We start from the raw sequence: 17,839 nt of genomic DNA on the forward strand, positions 1-17,839 counted from the left end.
GATCGGGGAGTAGGTTGCGTAGGAGGGCCGCACAGCGTGGCCGGCGGAGGGCGATGCCATGGCACTGGGAGCGGAAGCAGGGCAGGCCGTGACACTCCGCGGGCATGTGTCCAACAACTGGTTGCCGGTAGCCGGCGTCGGGGCGCTCTTCCTCGGGGGCGCCGTGGCGGCAGTCGTGTTCGACGGCGACACCGGCCGTATTGCCGTCTACTTCGTGGTGAGCACCCTGGTGCTCATCGTCCTGACTGCGCCGTGGCTCGTACGCCACCCTCCGGCCATCAACGCGAACGCCGGGTCGTACCTCGTCCTTGCCGTCGTCGTCGAGCTGGGGGCTCTGCTCGGCGGGGCCGTGGAGGCCTTCCGCGGACTCGGTGCCTGGGTCGTACTAGGGATCGGACTCGGCGTGTACGGATACCTCGAGCGCGGCCGTGTGATAGTCACCGCTGGCGTGGTGGCTGCCCTTCTGGGAGTCGTCTCGATCGCCTCGGCGCTGCCGTGGCTGACGCTGGCGCTCGCGCTCGCCACCGCCGCACTGATTCTCTTCGCGGCCTGGCGGCTACGGCTGCTCGGTCTGGGCCCGGCACGCCCGCACACCGATGGGCACCGGGGTAGCGGAGGCTAGGCGGCGGGCTGCAGCGTGCCGACGGTCATCAGGACGATGGACGTCGCCGAGCAGGCCGGGATCTCCTGTGGCAGGACCAGCGAATCGGTCGCGCCCGGCGGGTAGACCCGGAGACCGGCGGCGGGAGTGAGCCCGCAGTCCTCGCCGTAGTTCTGCGCGTTGGTCTGCTGCAGGGTCGCCGTGGCGGACGTACCCGGAGCCAGTGACACACGCGCCGACGCCGATCCGTCGCGGTCCGCCGCAGCGCCGATCTGGGTGCCGGCTGCGTCCACGAAGGACACCCCGGGGTAGCCCTCGACGGCGCACTCCTGGTCGGAAGTGTTCGTGAGCACCAGCGTGCGGTAGACACTGCCCGCCGCGCCGCCGCCGGGCTGGTTCTCCACCGACCCGGCCAGCTGGGCGGCCGTGCACGGTGCGCCGGCCGCAGGTGCCGGAGAGGAGGGGCCGGGGGAGGGCGACGGCGTCGTACCCGCGGTGGGGCCGGCGGAAACGGACGGCGACGGTGACGGCGTGGTGGAACTGCTCGGCTCCGCGGAGGACGTCGGCGCTTCGCTCGTGGTGCCGGCCGACGGCGACACGGACCGTCCGCCGTCCGGCTCGGACGCCGTGCTGCAGCCGCTCATCGCGACGAGTGCTCCGGCGGCCGCAGCGGCCGCGATCCAACGCTTGCTCCCCAGCAGTTCAGTCATGGGTTCACCCTACGTCCGGCGGCCACCGGGTCCAGTGGATGTCGGGTGTTCACGGCACGGCGTGCTGCGATTGTTACCTCTGCCGTCACCCCACCCGACCGGGCTCACTCGTGGTGGTACGAGCGCCCGCCGGCTATCTCCTGGGCACGATAGACCTGTTCGGCGAGGATGAGCCGCACGAGCTGGTGCGGGAAGACCAGCGGAGACAGGGACCAGACGAAGTCCGCCCGATCATGCACCTGCTGGTCGACGCCGTAGGCGCCTCCGATGATGACCGTGATGCCCCGGGAAGCCTCGAGCGGCCGCAGCAGCGTCCTGGAGAGCGTCGGCGAGTCGATGGCCTTGCCGCGCTCATCGAGCAGTATGACGAAATCGTTGGAGAGCTTGACGAGCAGGCGCTCAGATTCCTCCTTGCGAGCGGCGTCGTGCTCGCGCGCCGAGTGGGGGATGAGCTGCCACGAGAGGTCGAACGGCTTCTTCAGCCGCTTCACGTACCGGTCGATCCCCTCAGCCACCCAGGCCTCGTGCTTGCGGCCGACAGCGAGTACCCGGATTGACATGTGCTCAGGCTATCGCGGGTCGGACAGCGCTCCCGGTGACGGGCACGGGAGGTCGCCGCGTACGGCTAGCGGTCACTTCGGCCCAGTGCAAGGACCGGAGAAGTGAACGTCCGGCCAACGGTAGGCAAAGAACAAGCGCTTGCACAAGCAATCCACGCGCGGAACTTTTCCTGACCGGAGGGCGGGTGGCTCAGTACGCTGGCTGAATTCTGGCAGGACCACTAACTGACGAAGGGGGCGGCAATGTCGACCATCACCGGCGGAATCGACGCGACGAACACAGCGGGCAGCGAGGCACGCTCCCGACGACGAACAGTCGGTGTGGTCCTGGCCGGTGGCGTGGGCACCCGCATGGGGCTCGAGATCCCCAAACAGTTCGTGCCGGTCGCAGGGCGGACGAGCCTCGAGCACACGGTCGACGTCTTCCAGCAGTGCCCCTTCATCGACGAGATCATCGTGATGATGGACCCGGGCTCCATGGACCGGGCGGAGAAGCTCGTCACCCGGGAGCGCTTCCCGAAGCTCACCGGTCTTCTGCCCGGCGGACGCGACCGCAACGAGACGTCCTACCTGGCGCTGCGCGAGATCGCGACACCCGGCGCCAAGGTGGTCTTCCACGACGCCGTCCGCCCGCTGGTCGATCCCGCCATCATCCGCGCGTGCGTCGATGCCCTGGACACCTACGACGCCGTGGACACCGGGATCCCCTCCGCCGACACCATCATCGAGGTCGACGAGCACGACATCATCCGCGCAGTGCCGCCACGTGCCTCACTGCGCCGCGGACAAACCCCGCAGGCCTTCCGGTGGGACACCCTGATGGAGGCCTACGGGCACGCCCGGACCGACGCAGGCTTCGCTGCAACGGACGACTGCTCCGTCGTGCTGAAGTACTGCCCTGACGTCCCGATCATCGTCGTCCCGGGCCACGAGGCCAACATCAAGATCACGCACCCGATCGACATCCACCTGGCCGACAAGCTGTTCCAGCTCAAGCATCAGCACGTGGATCCCGTGCCCTTCCCGGCAGGCTCGCTGCGGGACGCCGTCGTCGTCGTGTTCGGTGGCAGCTCGGGGATCGGCAGCGCGCTCGGGCGCCAGCTGCAGGACGAGGGCGCCCACGTCGTGTGCCACAGCAGGACCGGTAGCGGCACCTTCGTGGAGGACCGGACCTCGGTCTCCCGCGCGCTCGCCGATGCCGCCGCGCAGTACGGCCGTATCGACCACGTGGTGCTCACCGCAGGCGTCCTCACGATCGGTGACCTGGTGGACCTCTCCGACGAACAGCTCCAGCACGACGTCGGCGTGAACCTCATGGCCGCGTTCGTCGTCGCGCAGGAGGCGCACTCCTATCTCGCGGACTCGCACGGCTCACTGTTGCTGTTCTCCTCCAGCTCCTACACGCGCGGACGCGCCAAGTACACCGTGTACTCGGCGACCAAGGCGGCGCTCGTCAACCTGACGCAGGCGCTCGCGGATGAGTGGAGCTGCGATTCGATCCGCGTCAACTGCGTCAGCCCCAGCCGTACCGCGACTCCGATGCGCGAGAAGGCGTTCGGCCACGAGGACGAGCAGACGCTCGTCCAGGCCGCCGACGTCGCCAGCGTCAGCGCGCAGGTCCTCGCGGCCGACATCACCGGGCAGGTCTTCGACGTCCGGCTGCCCCAGGTGGATCCGCTACCGACCCAGCTCGAAAGTGTCCGGTGAGGGCGGCCGCCCTGACAGCCGATGCACATCGGCTGGTGATCACCGGTGCCCGGATCCCCTCCGGAGACGCCCTGTCCGTCCTCTTGGCAGGTCGACGCATCTGGACGGTCCGAGCTCCGGAACCTGACGACGACGGCGTGCTGGCCATCGACTGGCCGCCCGCGCTCGCGGAGCGGCTGGCCGGAAGGGCGCGGCTCGCCGTCGAGCACGCGGGCGTCGAGGTCGCGGCGGCCACCATCGCGATCGACGACGACGGCACGGAGTTCGACCTCAGCGAGCCCGGCACGGGCATCCCGCAGGTCGTCAACAAATGGGGGCGGATCGCACGGTCCTTCGAGGGCCGCGACGCTGCGCTCATCGAGCAGGTCCTCGACGAGGCCGAGCACCTGATCCAGGTGCTGCGCCGGACCCTCGGCGTCGAGCTGTTCGTCACGGGCGGCACGCTGCTCGGGCCCGTACGGAACGGCCGGATCATGGCGCACGACGACGACGCCGACCTCGCGTACCTGAGCGAGCACACGAACCCCTCCGACGTCGTGCTGGAGAGCTTCCGCATCGAGCGGACCCTCGCCGCGCAGGGCTACGAGGTGGTGCGGCACTCGAGCGGTCACCTGCAGCTCATGTTCCCCGGCGGCACGGTGACAGACCGTTTCTACCTCGACATCTTCACCTACTTCGAATGCGACGGCTGGTTCTACGGAACCTTCCACGCGCGCGAGCGAGCCGACGCTGTGACCATCCACCCGCTCAAGCCGCTGCCCGTCAACGGACGCCTGCTGCCCGGACCGGCGGAGCCCGCACAACTGCTCGCGGCCATCTACGGGCCGTCGTGGGAGGTACCGGATCCCACGTTCACGTTCGTGACGCCGCCGGCCGCTTTCCGCCGGTACTACTGGTGGCTCAACCACTTCGACGTGGACCGCGAGAACTGGGAGGACCACCACCGCGCGGAGATCGAAGGCGGCCCTGCCCTGGCGCCGTCGGATCTCGCGAGAACCACGGCCGAGCACCTTCCGCCGTCGTCGACCGTGCTCGATCTCGGGTGCGGCCTCGGCGCCGACGCCCGTTACCTCGCTGACCGCGGGCACCGCGTCCTCGCCGTCGACTACAGCCGGCCTGCGCTCGCCTGGGCGCAGGAGAACCTCGCGCAGGGCGACGGTGCAGTCCACTTCGAGCGCGCCAACCTGACCATGGCACGGCACGCGCTGCACCTGAGGAAGCGGTGCGCGCAGCTCGACGGGACGGTCCACGTCCACGCGAACCACCTGTTCAACGCGCTCAGCCCTCTCGGCTGGGATACCACGCTGATGCTCATCAGGCACCTGCTGGCCGCCCCCGGAAGCATGGCTTTCCTCGAGGTCGGGGTGGCAGGGGACGAGGGATCGGCGAGCTGGGACGACTACCGCCCCGTGGAATGGAAGAGGTTCCAGGACGAGCTGCGCAGGTATTCGCTGAGTGCGGAGGAGCAGTACGACGACGGAGCAGGCGTGGCGACAAGCCGGCGTGTGCTCGTGAGAAGGGAGATGGGATGACGAATTCAAGGGCACGGACAGCAGTCGTGAAGGTGGTGCGTCGGAGCGGACTCGCGGAGCCGTTCCTCGCCCTCCGGGCGGAGGTGGGGCAGTTGCGGGCGGACACAGAGCGTTTGCGGTTGGACTCGGAGCAGTTGCGGGCGGAGCTGGTCCGCCTCGATGCGGACCTCGACGAGTCACGGCGGCTCAATCTGAGGGCGGCCGAGCTGCTCGACATCGTCTACGAGGAACTCGGAGCACGAAGCAGCGCGCTGGAGGAGGCACCATGAGCAGACAGGGACCGCCGCTGGAGATCATCGGCGGCTTCGAGAGCACCTTCATGCCCGCACACAACCGCGACATCTTCGAGACGACGGAGCACGACGTCCGGTGGCGCGACGACCTCGCCCTGCTCGCGAAGTCCGGCATCACCAGGCTGCGCTACCCGATCCGGTGGCACCGCATCGAGGAGACGGAGGGCAGCTACGACTGGTCCTCCACGGACGAGGTGATGGGCTACCTGAGGGAGCACGGTTTCCGGCCGATCGTGGACCTCGTCCACCACACGAGCTACCCGGCGTGGCTCACCCAGGGTTTCGCGGACGACCGCTTCGGCCCCGCGTACCTGCGCTACGCCGAGGCGTTCGCCCGCCGCTACACCTGGATCGAGGAGTACACGCTCTTCAACGAGCCGTTCTCCACGCTGTTCCTCTGCGGGCACGAGGCCATCTGGCCGCCCTACCACTCCGGTCTGCAGGGGTTCCTGGACCTCATCATGAACGTGATGCCGGCCGTCGCCCAGGCGAGCCACCTGTACCGTGAGCTGCTGCCCCGCGCGCGCCACGTCTGGGTGGACACCTGCGAATTCCACACCGGCTCCGACGAGTCGGGCCAGCGGTACGCAGACATGGCCAACGATCGGCGCTTCCTCGTCATCGACGCATTCCTCGGCAGGGGGTACGACGTCGACAGCCAGCTCGGCCGCGACCTCGCTCCGGCGGGCGGCGAGCGCCTGCTGTCCCTCCCCACGGGCAGTATCGACGTGCTCGGCCTCGACTACTACGCCCATTGCCAGTGGAACTTCTCGGAGGAGGGAGGAGCCGCGCCCACGCCCACCCCGCTGCCACTGGCCGACCAGATCCAGCAGTACTGGGAGCGCTACGGGCTGCCGTGCATGCTCACGGAGACGAACGTCCGCGGGCACACCTCGGACCGCGCCACGTGGCTCAAGTACGTCCTCGAGCAGTGCGAGGAGGCACAGGCGCGCGGCATCGTCATGGACGGCGTGTGCTGGTTCCCGGTCATCGACTCCACGGACTGGAACTCGCTGCTCTTCCGCTGCGAGGGCCACGTGGACCCGGTGGGCGTGTACTTCCTCGACGAGTCGCTCGAGCGACGTTCCTCGGTCATGTCGACGTCGTATGCGCTCGCGGCCGGGGGGGCCCGCTCGACCGACCTGCCCGCGTACTTCTTCGCCGAACCGGCAGCCACCTGGCTGCAGGGCTATCGACCCCAGATGGCCCACTGGGACTGGCAACAGCCCCCCGGAACCGACATCGGTTCAAGTCTTCCCCGTACAACTACGAAAATGGAATTGAGGATCGTCGATGCAAAGTGAACTCATTGTTTTGTCGCACCTGCGGTGGGATTGGGTCTGGCAGCGACCTCAACAGCTCGTGTCGCGCCTGAACAAGACGCCGGGTCGGAAGACCTGGTTCGTGGAGGAGCCCCTCACGCCGCAGGGCGTCGAGGTGACCGAGAACCGCCTGGGCACCGTGGACGCGGACGGTCTGACCCGCGTCTTCCTCGAGATCCCGGAGCAGGGCAGGCATGTCGGCTTCTTCGACGAGGTCATGCCCGACTACGTCGAGCAACTGCCCAAGCTCATCGGTCCGCCTACCGGCGACAGGGTGGTGTGGATCTACACCCCGCTGGCCCTCGAAGCGGCCCTCGCGCTGGAACCCACCACCCTCGTGTTCGACGTGATGGACGACCTGGCGGCCTTCAAGAACGCAGCTCCGGAGCTCATCGTCCGGCAACGCCAGGCGCTGCGGAAGGCCGACGTCGTCTTCGCCGGCGGCCGCTCCCTGCACCGGTCCGTGGTGAAGCAGGGGCGCGAGGATGCGCACCTCGTACCCAGTGGGGTGTCGGTCGAGCACTATGCTGCGGCCGCACGGGATGCCAGCCCGGACCGCAGCAAGCCGGTTGCGGGCTACGTCGGAGTGCTCGACGAACGGCTGGACCTCGACCTGATCGCGGGCCTCGCCGAGCGCCTGCCCGAGTGGGAGATCCGCATGGTCGGTCCCATCTGCAAGATCGAGGAGTCGGACCTGCCGCAGGCCCCGAACATCACGTACCTGGGCCAGCAGGCCTACGAGGACCTGCCCGGTCACATGGCTCAGTTCGACGTCGCCCTGATGCCGTTCGCGATCAACGAGGCCACCAAATCGATCAGCCCCACCAAGACACTGGAGTACCTGGCGTCGGCGCTGCCGGTGGTCTCCACGCGGGTGGCCGACGTGGTCGCGGACTTCCCCGGCGTGGTGGACCTGCAGGACGACGCAGCAGGGTTCGCCGCCGCGTGCGAGGCACTGCGGGGCAGGGCCGGCAAGGCGCCGTCGTCCGAGTTGCGCCGGTTGCTGAAGCGCCACGACTGGAACAGGGTCGCGGAACTGATGGACAAGCTGGTCTTCGACCAGGAGCGGTCGACGCCGGAGCGCGCCACGGCCGGGGCAACCGCCTAGCAGCCATGCCGACGACCAGCAGGCGGGAGGATGCATCCCTATCCCGGGAGCACCCTCCCGCCGACCACCTCCTCCTCCACTTCAGCGACACGCACTTCGTCTCCGACGGGCTGCTCTACGACGGCGTCGATGGCCGTGCTCGGCTGGCGCAGCTCCTGACGGAGGTCGGGAAGTCCGGAGTCCGCCCGGACGCGCTGGTGTTCACGGGCGACCTCACCGACACGGGGGATCCCGAGGCCTACGCCGCGCTGCGCGACGTCGTCGAGCCCTTCGCAAAGCAGCTGGACGCGCCGGTGATCTGGCTCATGGGCAACCATGACAAGCGACCCGCCCTGCGCGCGGCGCTGCTCGGTGAGCCGCCGGAGGAGACACCGCTGCACCGCAGTTACCGGCTCGGCGGCCTGCGCGTGATCACGCTCGACACATCCGTACCCGGGCACCACCACGGCGAGCTCGACGACGCGCAGCTGGCTTGGCTCGAGGTCGAGTTGTCACGTCCCGCGCCCGAGGGCACCATCCTCGCGCTGCACCACCCGCCCATCCCGATGGTGCAGGACCTCGCCGTACTCACGGAGCTTCGCAGGCAGGATCGGCTCGCCGAGATCGTGGCGGGCAAAGACGTCCGGCTGATCCTGGCCGGGCACGTGCACTTCCCGTCGTCGTCGCTGTTCGCAGGCATCCCCGTCTCGGTGGCGTCCTCGACCTGCTACACCCAGGACCTCAACGTGCCGGTGGGTGGCATCCGGGGGAGGGACGGCGCACAGGGCTTCAACCTCGTGCACGTCTACCCGCACACGATCGTCACTTCCGTCGCGACGCTCGGGTCCTTCGCGACCGTCGGGGAGTACGTGGCGCCGGAGGAGGCACGACGGCGGCTGGCGGGTGCGGGTCTCGCCTCGGGTGACAGGACGCGGCGCTGATCGTTCCGCCCGATTCATTCGTGGTGTGCTTCATCGGGTGGTCGTCCGGTGGGAAGTCGGAGTCGGCGGGGGATGAGCTCGCACCACGGGTGCCTCGACGCAGCCCACAGGAGGGGCTCCTGCTGTTCAACCCAGGTCTACCGGCCATTCGCGCACGAGAAAGGGTCCGTGCTCCTGACAGCGGAAATCTGAGGGCATGACTCCCACCACTCGCGACGGCGTCTCCCGCCGCGCCATCGTCAGGGGCTCGGTCCTGGCCGCGGCTCTGGCCTCCGTTCCCGCCGCCGCAACCGCAGCACCCGCCCGGTTCCCCGCCGGGGTGGCGCTGGTTCGCAACCGCCTGACACTGCCCAGCGGCATCGCCACCGGCGACGTCACCTCGAACTCGGCCGTGCTGTGGTCCCGCACGTCGGGCGCCGGCCAGATGACGGCGATCCTTCGCGCGATCGACGACGGCGGCGAGATCCTTCGCGGCCGAGGTGCTTTCGAGCGCACCCTTCGCGGCCCTCGCGCCACCCAGGCATCTGATTTCACCGCCAAGATCCACGCGGACAAGTTGCCGTCGAACACGCGCTTCGCGCTGGAGATCAGCTTCGAGGACGACGGCGGCGGTGTCGGCGAGACGGTGCAGGGATCGTTCCGCACAGCCCCCGACGCGGGAACATACAACGGCAAGGGCCGCGCCGGTGAGAAGGGCAAGGGAAGCGACCTGCCGACGTCGTCCGCGCAGAGCTTCGTCTGGACCGGCGACACGGCGGGCCAGGGCTGGGGCATCAACGAGGAGATCGGTGGGATGCGCGGCTACCGGGCCATGCACCAGACGCGCCCCGACTTTTTCATCCACTCGGGTGACACCGTGTACGCGGACGGCCCTTTGGCCGACACCGTGGTGGAACAGGACGGGCAGGTCTGGAAGAACCTCGTCACGGAGGAGGTGTCCAAGGTCGCTGAGACCCTGACGGAATTTCGAGGTCGGCACCGGTACAACTCGATGGACGCCAACATGCGTGCCATGTTCGCCGACGTCCCCGTGATCGCCAACTGGGATGACCACGAGACCACCAACAACTGGTACCCCGGTGAGATCCTGGACGATCCCCGCTACACGGTCCGCGATGTCAACACACTGGCGGCGCGGGGGCGGCAGGCATGGCAGGAAAACATGCCCATCACGGACAGCGCAGCGCTGTGGCGGCCGGGGAAGCTCGACGACGCAGGTCAGTACCAGCCGGCGCGCATCTACCGGAAGATCAGCCGCGGCCCGCAACTGGACGTCTTCTGCCTCGACATGCGCACCTTCAAGTCCCCCAACACCGACGGCAAGGAACCCTACGCCACCACCATCCTGGGGCAGGAGCAGGTGGACTGGCTCATCCGCGAGGTGACCAGGTCCAAGGCGACCTGGAAGGTGATCGCCGCGGACCTACCGCTGGGCATCATCGTGCCCGACGGCGCGGTGAACCAGGAGAGCCTCGCCAACCGGGATCCCGGCGCTCCCTTGGGCAAGGAACTGGAGATCGCCGGGGTGCTGAGCGCATTCAAGCGGAACCGGGTGAAGAACGTGGTCTGGCTGACCGCCGACGTGCACTACTGCGCCGCGCACCATTACTCCCCGGAGCGAGCCGGGTTCAAGGATTTCGACCCGTTCTGGGAATTCGTCGCAGGGCCTATTGCCGCGGGCTCCTTCGGCCCCAATGCGATGGACGGCACCTTCGGTCCCGAGGTGGTGTTCTCCAAGGCCGGACGCTTCCCCGGCGAATCACCACGCAACGGCGAGAATCAGTTCTTCGGGCACGTCCAGCTCGAGGACGACACTTTCTCCGTGAGCCTGCGCAACGCGAACGGGGCGACGGTGTTCTCCAAGGTGCTCACACCGGAGCGGTAGCGCTGCCGGTTTCGTGGCGCGCCCGGGTGACCGTGCACCGTGGCGCGGACCACGACGACGAGTGTGGCCTTGGTGCGACTGGTAGACCCCCTTCGGTCCATCTCGGTAGCCGTTCTGGCTCGTGTGTACCTTCCTGTGTCGGCCCTGCGGGTTGAAGTGTCCGGCCGGACGTGCCTGATACGAGGAGGGCCTCCACCTTCTCGCGGTGGAGGCCCTCTGAATCTGACTGATCGCGGTCAGTGGGGTGGCAGGCCGGCGGATTCTCCGCCGTCGGCGATGAATTCCGCTCCGGTGCTGAAGGCTGATTCATCGCTGGCGAGGTAGACGACCAGTGCGGACAGCTCGGTGTCCTCGGCCTGGCGATGCAGTGCCACGTTGGCAGTGTTGTCGCCGAGTTCGGCCGTCATGGGGGTCTTGACGAAGCCGGGGTGGACTGAGTTGGCGCGGATCCCGTACTGACCCAGGTCCAGGGCTGTGGTCTTGGTCAGTCCCCGGATTCCCCACTTGGAGGTGGTGTAGGCGGGGAGGTAGGCGTATCCGGTCATGCCGGCGGTGGATGACACATTGATGATGGATGCCCCCGAGGACTCCTTCAGGGCGGGGATCGCGGCCTTCGTGCCGTTCCAGATGCCGGTGAGGTTCACGCCGATGACTTCGTCCCACAGCTCGTGGGAGTGGGTTTCGATGGATTCGCGGCGGAAGATGCCGGCGTTGTTGACTAGGACGTCCAGGCCGCCGAAGGTGTTGACCGCTGTCGACACGACGACGTCCCACTGCCCCCTGTCCCGTACGTCGAGGGGGACGAACACGGCGTTCTCGCCGAGTTCGTCGGCGACGACCTTGCCTTGGTCCTCGAGCACGTCGGCGAGGACCACTTTGGCTCCTTCGGCGACGAGACGTCGTGCGTGGGCCGCTCCCATGCCGCGTGCGGCGCCGGTGATGATGGCTACTTTCCCGTCGAGCTTTCCCATGATTCTGTTCCTTCCTGGAATGGTGTTCCTTATCGGCTGTTTTTTATCGGTGGGGGGTCGGTTTGGCGTGCCCGGCGAGGAGGTCGCGGGTAGCGGCCATGAGGGCGTTCTGGCTGTTCGGGTCACGGGCCTCGGTGCTGGGGGTGACAGGCACTCCGTCGTCGATGTAGGTGCCGGAAGGGTAGGTGCCATCGATCGCTTCGATGACGCGCTGTGCCCCGTGGGCGAGGGTGGCGCCTCCTGAACCGAACATCGAGTGCAGCAGGCTGGTGCTGATGACCCCGGGGCTGATGCTCACGACGTTGATGCCTGTGTCTTCGAGCTCGCGAGCGAGCCACAGGGAGTAGGTGAGGATGGCGAGTTTGGAGTGTGCATAGGCGGTCACGGGGCTGTAGCCCGCGCTCAGGTTCAGGTCGTTCATATGCAGGTGGGTTGTGCGGTGGGTGGTCGAGCTGAGGTTGATGATCTTTCCCGAGGGGTGAAGTGCGGGCAGGAGGAGTTCGGTCAGAAGGACCATTGCGAGATAGTTGACCTGAAGGGTCCGCTCATGACCATCAGGGGTCATGCGGCGACGATCCGCTCCTGGTATGCCGGCGTTGTTGACGAGGACGTCGATGGATCCCGCCGTCTCCAGAATGGATTGTGCCGCGGAGCTCACGTCGTCCAGGGAGCTGAAGTCCGAGCTGATGTAGGTGACCGCCCTGGCCCCCCGGGCCTCGAGGTCGATGACCAGGGATCGTGCGTCCTCGGCCCGTTCCGGCCCTTGGACAATGAGGTGCACATTGCGGGAGGCGAGGAACTGCGCTGCGGTCTTACCGATTCCGCTCGTGGCGCCTGTCACAACAATGGTTCGGTGCGATGTCTCCATGACTCCACGGTAGGAAGGAGCCTCGGCAGCAGGGAGGGTGCGATGCACCCACCCGGTAGCGCCTCTGGTCACAGCGTCCAGTAGTGATCGCTTCATCGGTGGTGACGGACGCGGAGGGGCCTCCGACAGGGCCGCGCTCAGAATTTGAGCCCGCTGTGTTCGAGCCGCTATGCGGAGACTCCTCGCCGATTCTCCTGATCGCCCGCTGTACGAGGCGGGGCCTTCGGTGGCCAGAGGGCTGATCTCTCGGATTGCACCTTCGGGCCCGGACCGAGAGATTTTCAGGTCGTTCTTCGTGAGCTTGCGGGTCCAACGACGGCGGCGAGGAGTGCGGGGAATCGCTCATTTTACATCCGGCCTGCGCAAGGTCATCGTGATGACCCGTCCCTCTGTGGTCTGTTGCAAGAGCCCACTCTGGTCGGGATGTGCAAGCCGGATTGTTCGACCGAAGTCGATGTATTGTGGAAGCATCGAAAAAATTCGAAGCGAGGAGTCGACTTATGGCCGCTTACATCAGCATTGACATGACCCCGACCGATCCTGAAGCGATCGCCCGGTACGAGCAGAACGTCGGTCCGATCCTGGCGCAGTACGGGGGGCAGGTGATCGCCCGGGATGAGACGCCGATCCTGGCCGAGGGAGACCGGAAGCCTGCCCTGGCAGTGATCATCCGGTTCCACAGTAAGGACGCATTCCGTGCGTTCTATGACTCCGCCGAGTACAAGCCGTGGCGTGAGTTCCGGATGGCTCACGCGCAGGAGAACGCCATCGTGATCGAGGGCGTGGACGCAGCCTGAAGGCATAGGAGGCACATCGGGTCCTGAGGGGTAATGCACTCTCGATGCACTGAATCTGCTTCGGGCCTGCTCAGTGGCGCGTCTGTTTTCATGTATCAGCCGAGGGCGGCCGCTTCTTCCGTAGGGAAGCGTCCCGCCCTCGGTTATGGAGAGGGCCATTTCTCGCAGGCGGCGCGAGGTGTTCGATCGGCTCTCGTTACTCGCGGTGAGGTGCCCGCGCCTATCGTGCGGCCAGAATCCGGTCCCGGGATGCTCCCACTTCGCTCTTCAGGGCGGTCACATCAACGTCGACGAGCGCCCGGTTCCACTTTCGAGCCTGACCGGCGACGAAGACCGCTTCGACATTGCGAGGATCGGCCCCGAGGACGATTGTGCCCACGGCATCATTGAGGGGCATGTTGTTGATGTCCTCAGCGGCGATGATCAGCAGATCAGCCTGTTTCCCGGGTGTTAGTGACCCGGTGACGTGTCCGAGGCCGTTGCTGTTCGCGCCCTGAACGGTGGCGAAGTCGAGGACGTCGCGGGCTGTGATGCGTTGTGGTGCTGCGGTGGTCCAATAGGCGGTGTTGACCGCGAGCATCCGCTGAATCGAGAGCAGGGTACGCATCTGGGTGAACATGTCGCTTGCGAGGGCTACTTCCACATCGATGCTCAGGCCCGGACGGATGCCGGCCTTCAGCGCGTCGTCGATGGCAGGGATAGCTGTTTCGAGCCCGATCTGGGCGTCGGAGGAGGGCGCGAGGGCGACGGTCGTCCCGGCATTGCCCATGGCCGCCCATGCCTGATCGGTGAGGCCCGTGCAATGGATGAGAGTCATGCGTTCGTTCAGGATGCCAACCCGTTGCCAGTCAAGGATGGCCTGCGATGAGGTCGGCCCGAAGACCGCATCGATGCTGACCCATAGATCGAGGTCGCGGGCGACGGCGGCGAGGTCTTGCCCGTAGGCGAGGGCTGGACCTGCGACTTCGTCTGTCGCCAGTGTTGCCAGGCGAAGTGTGAGCAGCTGATCCGTCGACGTGAAGTACCGGTCCTTGAGTCGCTTCAGGTCGGCCGGCCACTGCTCGTTCCAGTCGCCGAAGTGTGGCCGCATGGAGGCGTGCACTCCTCGGATACCGGTGTCAGTGAGGGCCTGGATGGCAGCGTCGGAGTGATCGGCTGTTCGGGAGTTATGGGAGAAATCAAGCATGCACGTGATGCCGCTGTCGAGTGCGGTGAGGGCGGCCAGCTTCGTCCCGGTGTACATGTCGGCTGGTTGGTACAGGGGTGCGATGCCGCTGAGCGTGCTCATTACGTACTCGCCGAGGTCATTGACGTCCGGCATGATGCGCCGTAGCTGTGCCTCCCAGGCATGGCGATGGGTATCGACGAAGCCAGGGCTGACGATTGCGTCTGTAGTGTCGATGACGATCGCGTTGTCGGCTGCGCCGTGGGCTCGAAGGTCCGGGCCGACGTCGATGATCTTGGATCCTTCGAGGAGGACGTCGCCTTGCTCGAAGTCGCCGATGACAGGGTCCATGGTGACGATGGCCCCGCCGGTGAGAAGCACCCGACGCAACGGGTCGGTAGCGGTGGCCGCGAGTGTTTCGCCAAGGGCGGCTCGTGGGTCGGTTGTCATGATGACTCTCCTTTTCGTCAGTCAGAGCGGTTGTGTGCAGTGGTAGGCCGGTGCGGGCGGTTCGGAAGACGCGGTGAATCGGAAAGGGCAGTGGATCGGCAGGAAAAGTTCGGTTCAGCTGTCAGGCCGGCGCATGATGTATCCGGCGTGATGGAGGGTGTCGTCGATGAACTCGCCGTACGCCCAGAATCCCAGGTCGTCGAGATAGTCGATCCGGTTTCCGTTGATCCAGTACTGGCCCTGGAAGGCATGTTCCCGGCCCCCGCGTGTTTCGTCATAGCGACCTGCGGGCAGCAAATGCTGGTGCAGGAAGTCGTCCTCACTGACCCAGGTGCCCTGCAGGTTCGGGGCGGCAGGCACAGGTGCCGCGGAGTGGGGGCCGTCTGAAGGCGCCCCGTTGGAGGGCAGGTTGTTGGAGGGCAGGTTGCCGGGGCCAGGTTCCCGGCCGTTCCAGGAACGCACTTCACCGCCCAGTACGATCGCGGCCGCGGTGGATGGATCGTCGAGAATCGACTGGTAGGCCTGATCTGCGGACTCCTCGACGAGGATGAAGTCTGCGGGTCGACCCGGGATGAGCGTCCCGGTGCTTTCGGCTCGGGAGGCACGAACGCCCGAGGTGGACAGGGCGTCGATGACGGCCGGGATGACGGTCAGACCTGAGCAGTCGATGACAAGCATGTTGTCATCGCCCGCGGCGGCGATGAGCCCGGGGCCGATACCGACGATGGTAGGGCCGCCAAGGAGGATGTCTCCTTGGGCGATGGTGCCAATGAGGGGGTCGCGGGTGTGAATCGTTGCGTTATGGAACAGCAGTGGCTGCCGGTGATGCGGCTCCTGGGCTTGGATGACCGCGAGGGTGGCGGAGTTCAGAGGCCTGTCTTTGGATTCCGGGGTGGCCACTGTGTCAGCGGGTCGTGAGTTGCTCATGGCGGGTCCTTCCTGTGGGTCAGTGCGGCAGAGTGCGAGCCGGGGTAGGTCACGGTGAGAGTGCGGGCTCATCGCCCATCGGGTGCCGCAGGGGCTGCTTCTCGGATCCTCTGGGAGTGTGGGGGCTCAGGACCGAGGGGTTCTCCTTGTAGAGCACGAGATGCTCGTGATAGAGCACGCCGTCCCGGATGTCTCCGGTGGCGCTGAACCCGGTATCGTCCCGGTACTCGAGGTGTGAGCCCGTCACCGTGTATCTGCCGGTGTAGGCGCTGCGCTGCGAGCCGCGTGCTTCGTCGTACCGGCCGTTGGGTAGGAGTTCCTGGCGGATATAGCCGTCGGCTGTTACCCACATCCCCACCACGTCGGTGTTCTCGGCTTGTTGTTTTGTCGTCATGATGTTCCTCCCGTAGCTGTGCTGTCGTGTCACGGATATATCCGTCGAGGGTTGACACATCCCTCACGGGTGGCAGCTTCCGAGGGGTCCGGACGGCCGCCGTGCCGTCAGCTCCGACAGTAAGAAAGAAGTGGACGTACAGCGTGGGTGTACTGCACCCATGCTCCGAAGGGGAGGGCGTCGCCACTCCTGGCCGATCTACCTGGCAGATTGGCTCGCCGGCCACAGCACAGACATGCATGCAGGACGATGGGCGGCCATTGGCTGATTCCATGCCGCCCGGCTATCAGCCGTCGTGGCTTGGGTGCCATTCATCAGCCCCAGAAGGGCCGAGAATCGCCAGCACAACCCAGAATGGGACTGGACGTCATAAATCACGGGTTGAGAAGAAATGTTATGGAGACCACTTATTGTCCCTTTGTAGCCTTGCTCCATGGCCGACGATTCTCTCGGGGCCTTCCTTCGGGCCCGCCGCAACGCCGCCTCTGCGCAGGACTATCCCTTCGCTAGCCTCACGACCCGCCGGGTGCCTGGGCTTCGTCGCGAGGAAGTCGCCGAGCTCGCAGGTCTGAGCACGGACTACTACATCCGCCTCGAGCAGGGACGGGAGAAACGGCCTTCGGACCAGGTCGTCTCCGCTCTGTCCGAGGCCCTGAAGCTCACCAGACACCAGGACGATCACCTCAGGCTGCTGGCCGGTCTGGCTCCCCAACCGCCGGCGACGGCCGCTCCCATCGACCCGGCCCTCATTCACATGCTCAACACGTGGATCAACTCGGCGGCATTCATCCTCGATCCGCTGCTGAACATCACCCAGCTCAACCCGCTCGCACGGGAACTGTTCAGCTCCTTCGCCCGCCACGACAACCTTGCGAGGACAGTGTTCTTCGACCCGGCAGCCAAGCTGTACTGGGACGACTGGCCCCAGTCGGCCGAGATGGCTGTTGCGGCTCTGCGGGCGACAATGCACCAGCATCCCTCGGCCGCCGAGCGGGACGCCTTGATCTCCGAACTACGAACCGACCGGGAGTTCGAACGACTCTGGCAGAAGTTCGACGTTCGGCCGAAGATGGATGACACGTGCCTGCTGCACCATGAACGCGTCGGAGAGATCACAATCCGCTTCCAGGCCTTCAGCGTCATGAGTGCGCCCGGTCATCAACTGGTCGTCTACACCGCAGAACCAGGCAGTGTGAGCGAAACGCGCCTGTTGTCCCTGCTCACAGATGACAAGCTTCCTGAGGTCGATGACGCCGGCACAACCCCTTTCTTCATTCACCCCACTGCACGAACAGCCCGACAGTTGCTCGAGCCTCCTGAGTCGGCATTCCGTCCGGATCAGGCCACCGGACCATCGATAGTTCAGTGACTACTCCCTCACCCAGGGTGGACTCTCCCTGAGCCTACTAAGTAGGATTTTGATATGGCTGACGATTCTCTCGGGGCCTTCCTTCGGGCCCGCCGCAACGCCGCCTCTGCGCAGGACTATCCCTTCGCTAGCCTCACGACCCGCCGGGTGCCTGGGCTTCGTCGCGAGGAAGTCGCCGAGCTCGCAGGTCTGAGCACGGACTACTACATCCGCCTCGAGCAGGGACGGGAGAAACGGCCTTCGGACCAGGTCGTCTCCGC

At 66.5% G+C, this 17,839-nt stretch carries 18 protein-coding genes; 11 read left to right on the forward strand and 7 right to left on the reverse strand.

Features of this window, described 5'->3' with window-relative positions; translation table 11 throughout:
* The first annotated feature begins 58 nt into the window (after positions 1-58).
* Complete coding sequence (locus CXQ96_RS08845; RefSeq protein WP_104117669.1) at positions 59-622, forward strand: hypothetical protein; 564 nt, start codon at positions 59-61, stop codon at positions 620-622.
* Here CXQ96_RS08845 and CXQ96_RS08850 read toward each other — a convergent pair.
* Together CXQ96_RS08850 and CXQ96_RS08855 are read right to left on the reverse strand one after the other, a co-directional pair.
* Entirely contained in the window at positions 619-1,311 is a 693-nt protein-coding gene (locus tag CXQ96_RS08850; protein ID WP_104117670.1) for a DUF4232 domain-containing protein, read from the reverse strand. The two genes, CXQ96_RS08845 and CXQ96_RS08850, sit on opposite strands and share 4 nt — an antisense overlap.
* A 104-nt stretch (positions 1,312-1,415) precedes the next feature.
* On the reverse strand, positions 1,416-1,871 hold the full coding sequence (locus tag CXQ96_RS08855; RefSeq protein WP_104117671.1) for a 23S rRNA (pseudouridine(1915)-N(3))-methyltransferase RlmH: 456 nt from the start codon (positions 1,869-1,871) through the stop codon (positions 1,416-1,418).
* 243 nt (positions 1,872-2,114) lie between these two features.
* Here CXQ96_RS08855 and CXQ96_RS08860 point away from each other — a divergent pair, with 243 nt between their 5' ends.
* The 7 genes from CXQ96_RS08860 (at position 2,115) to CXQ96_RS08890 (ending at position 10,638) form a co-directional block, all read left to right on the forward strand.
* The gene (locus CXQ96_RS08860; RefSeq protein ID WP_104117672.1) at positions 2,115-3,578 is read left to right on the forward strand and encodes a bifunctional cytidylyltransferase/SDR family oxidoreductase; all 1,464 of its coding nucleotides are present in this window, start codon (positions 2,115-2,117) and stop codon (positions 3,576-3,578) included.
* Entirely contained in the window at positions 3,575-5,110 is a 1,536-nt protein-coding gene (locus CXQ96_RS18385) for a class I SAM-dependent methyltransferase (protein ID WP_181036405.1), read from the forward strand. Before CXQ96_RS08860 ends, CXQ96_RS18385 begins: the two co-directional genes overlap by 4 nt.
* A complete protein-coding gene (locus CXQ96_RS08870; RefSeq protein ID WP_146070841.1) occupies positions 5,107-5,379 on the forward strand; it encodes a DUF6752 domain-containing protein in 273 nt (90 codons plus the stop codon). The genes CXQ96_RS18385 and CXQ96_RS08870 overlap by 4 nt, the downstream gene beginning before the upstream one ends.
* Entirely contained in the window at positions 5,376-6,707 is a 1,332-nt protein-coding gene (locus CXQ96_RS08875) for a family 1 glycosylhydrolase (protein ID WP_104117674.1), read from the forward strand. The genes CXQ96_RS08870 and CXQ96_RS08875 overlap by 4 nt, the downstream gene beginning before the upstream one ends.
* Positions 6,697-7,833, forward strand: a complete 1,137-nt coding sequence (locus CXQ96_RS08880) for a glycosyltransferase (protein WP_146070842.1) — start codon at positions 6,697-6,699, stop codon at positions 7,831-7,833. Before CXQ96_RS08875 ends, CXQ96_RS08880 begins: the two co-directional genes overlap by 11 nt.
* 5 nt (positions 7,834-7,838) lie before the next feature.
* Entirely contained in the window at positions 7,839-8,753 is a 915-nt protein-coding gene (locus CXQ96_RS08885; RefSeq protein ID WP_104117676.1) for a phosphodiesterase, read from the forward strand.
* 196 nt (positions 8,754-8,949) lie between these two features.
* On the forward strand, positions 8,950-10,638 hold the full coding sequence (locus CXQ96_RS08890; protein WP_104117677.1) for an alkaline phosphatase: 1,689 nt from the start codon (positions 8,950-8,952) through the stop codon (positions 10,636-10,638).
* 236 nt (positions 10,639-10,874) lie between these two features.
* Here CXQ96_RS08890 and CXQ96_RS08895 read toward each other — a convergent pair whose 3' ends face one another.
* Positions 10,875-11,609: an SDR family NAD(P)-dependent oxidoreductase gene (locus tag CXQ96_RS08895; protein ID WP_104117678.1), complete on the reverse strand. Its 735-nt coding sequence runs from the start codon at positions 11,607-11,609 to the stop codon at positions 10,875-10,877.
* A gap of 43 nt (positions 11,610-11,652) precedes the next feature.
* Entirely contained in the window at positions 11,653-12,477 is an 825-nt protein-coding gene (locus tag CXQ96_RS08900; RefSeq protein WP_104117679.1) for an SDR family NAD(P)-dependent oxidoreductase, read from the reverse strand.
* Positions 12,478-12,977: 500 nt separating this feature from the next.
* Between CXQ96_RS08900 and CXQ96_RS08905 the strand changes: the two genes are divergently transcribed.
* Positions 12,978-13,274 (forward strand): DUF1330 domain-containing protein, encoded by a 297-nt coding sequence (locus CXQ96_RS08905; protein WP_104117680.1) that lies wholly within the window; start codon positions 12,978-12,980, stop codon positions 13,272-13,274.
* Between the two features lie 220 nt (positions 13,275-13,494).
* Here the strand turns inward: CXQ96_RS08905 and CXQ96_RS08910 are convergent, their stop codons facing one another.
* The 3 genes from CXQ96_RS08910 to CXQ96_RS08920 all read right to left on the reverse strand — a co-directional run bounded on the left by CXQ96_RS08910 (position 13,495) and on the right by CXQ96_RS08920 (position 16,210).
* Positions 13,495-14,889, reverse strand: coding sequence for an amidohydrolase family protein (locus CXQ96_RS08910; RefSeq protein ID WP_104117681.1), 1,395 nt, complete (start codon positions 14,887-14,889; stop codon positions 13,495-13,497).
* Between the two features lie 114 nt (positions 14,890-15,003).
* A complete protein-coding gene (locus tag CXQ96_RS08915) occupies positions 15,004-15,816 on the reverse strand; it encodes an Atu4866 domain-containing protein (RefSeq protein WP_104117682.1) in 813 nt (270 codons plus the stop codon).
* Between the two features lie 49 nt (positions 15,817-15,865).
* Entirely contained in the window at positions 15,866-16,210 is a 345-nt protein-coding gene (locus tag CXQ96_RS08920; RefSeq protein WP_104117683.1) for an Atu4866 domain-containing protein, read from the reverse strand.
* A 433-nt stretch (positions 16,211-16,643) separates the two neighbouring features.
* Here CXQ96_RS08920 and CXQ96_RS08925 point away from each other — a divergent pair, with 433 nt between their 5' ends.
* A complete protein-coding gene (locus CXQ96_RS08925; RefSeq protein WP_104117684.1) occupies positions 16,644-17,579 on the forward strand; it encodes a helix-turn-helix transcriptional regulator in 936 nt (311 codons plus the stop codon).
* Positions 17,580-17,633: 54 nt separating this feature from the next.
* The coding region (locus CXQ96_RS08930; RefSeq protein WP_146070843.1) for a helix-turn-helix transcriptional regulator at positions 17,634-17,839 on the forward strand (206 nt) is incomplete at its 3' end.

Origin of the sequence: Arthrobacter sp. B1805 (assembly GCF_002929745.1) — a bacterium.
Classification (GTDB): Bacteria; Actinomycetota; Actinomycetes; order Actinomycetales; family Micrococcaceae; genus Arthrobacter_D.

Excerpts from the sequence above, each read along its gene's own strand:
- CXQ96_RS08920 (WP_104117683.1), bottom strand. The coding sequence starts at position 16,210 with ATGACGACAAAACAACAAGCCGAGAACACCGACGTGGTGGGGATGTGG.
- CXQ96_RS08850 (WP_104117670.1), bottom strand. The coding sequence starts at position 1,311 with ATGACTGAACTGCTGGGGAGCAAGCGTTGGATCGCGGCCGCTGCGGCC.
- CXQ96_RS08910 (WP_104117681.1), bottom strand. The coding sequence starts at position 14,889 with ATGACAACCGACCCACGAGCCGCCCTTGGCGAAACACTCGCGGCCACC.
- CXQ96_RS08890 (WP_104117677.1), top strand. The coding sequence starts at position 8,950 with ATGACTCCCACCACTCGCGACGGCGTCTCCCGCCGCGCCATCGTCAGG.
- CXQ96_RS08895 (WP_104117678.1), bottom strand. The coding sequence starts at position 11,609 with ATGGGAAAGCTCGACGGGAAAGTAGCCATCATCACCGGCGCCGCACGC.
- CXQ96_RS08925 (WP_104117684.1), top strand. The coding sequence starts at position 16,644 with ATGGCCGACGATTCTCTCGGGGCCTTCCTTCGGGCCCGCCGCAACGCC.
- CXQ96_RS08900 (WP_104117679.1), bottom strand. The coding sequence starts at position 12,477 with ATGGAGACATCGCACCGAACCATTGTTGTGACAGGCGCCACGAGCGGA.
- CXQ96_RS08915 (WP_104117682.1), bottom strand. The coding sequence starts at position 15,816 with ATGAGCAACTCACGACCCGCTGACACAGTGGCCACCCCGGAATCCAAA.
- CXQ96_RS08875 (WP_104117674.1), top strand. The coding sequence starts at position 5,376 with ATGAGCAGACAGGGACCGCCGCTGGAGATCATCGGCGGCTTCGAGAGC.
- CXQ96_RS08905 (WP_104117680.1), top strand. The coding sequence starts at position 12,978 with ATGGCCGCTTACATCAGCATTGACATGACCCCGACCGATCCTGAAGCG.
- CXQ96_RS08885 (WP_104117676.1), top strand. The coding sequence starts at position 7,839 with ATGCCGACGACCAGCAGGCGGGAGGATGCATCCCTATCCCGGGAGCAC.
- CXQ96_RS08880 (WP_146070842.1), top strand. The coding sequence starts at position 6,697 with ATGCAAAGTGAACTCATTGTTTTGTCGCACCTGCGGTGGGATTGGGTC.
- CXQ96_RS08855 (WP_104117671.1), bottom strand. The coding sequence starts at position 1,871 with ATGTCAATCCGGGTACTCGCTGTCGGCCGCAAGCACGAGGCCTGGGTG.
- CXQ96_RS08870 (WP_146070841.1), top strand. The coding sequence starts at position 5,107 with ATGACGAATTCAAGGGCACGGACAGCAGTCGTGAAGGTGGTGCGTCGG.
- CXQ96_RS08845 (WP_104117669.1), top strand. The coding sequence starts at position 59 with ATGGCACTGGGAGCGGAAGCAGGGCAGGCCGTGACACTCCGCGGGCAT.
- CXQ96_RS08860 (WP_104117672.1), top strand. The coding sequence starts at position 2,115 with ATGTCGACCATCACCGGCGGAATCGACGCGACGAACACAGCGGGCAGC.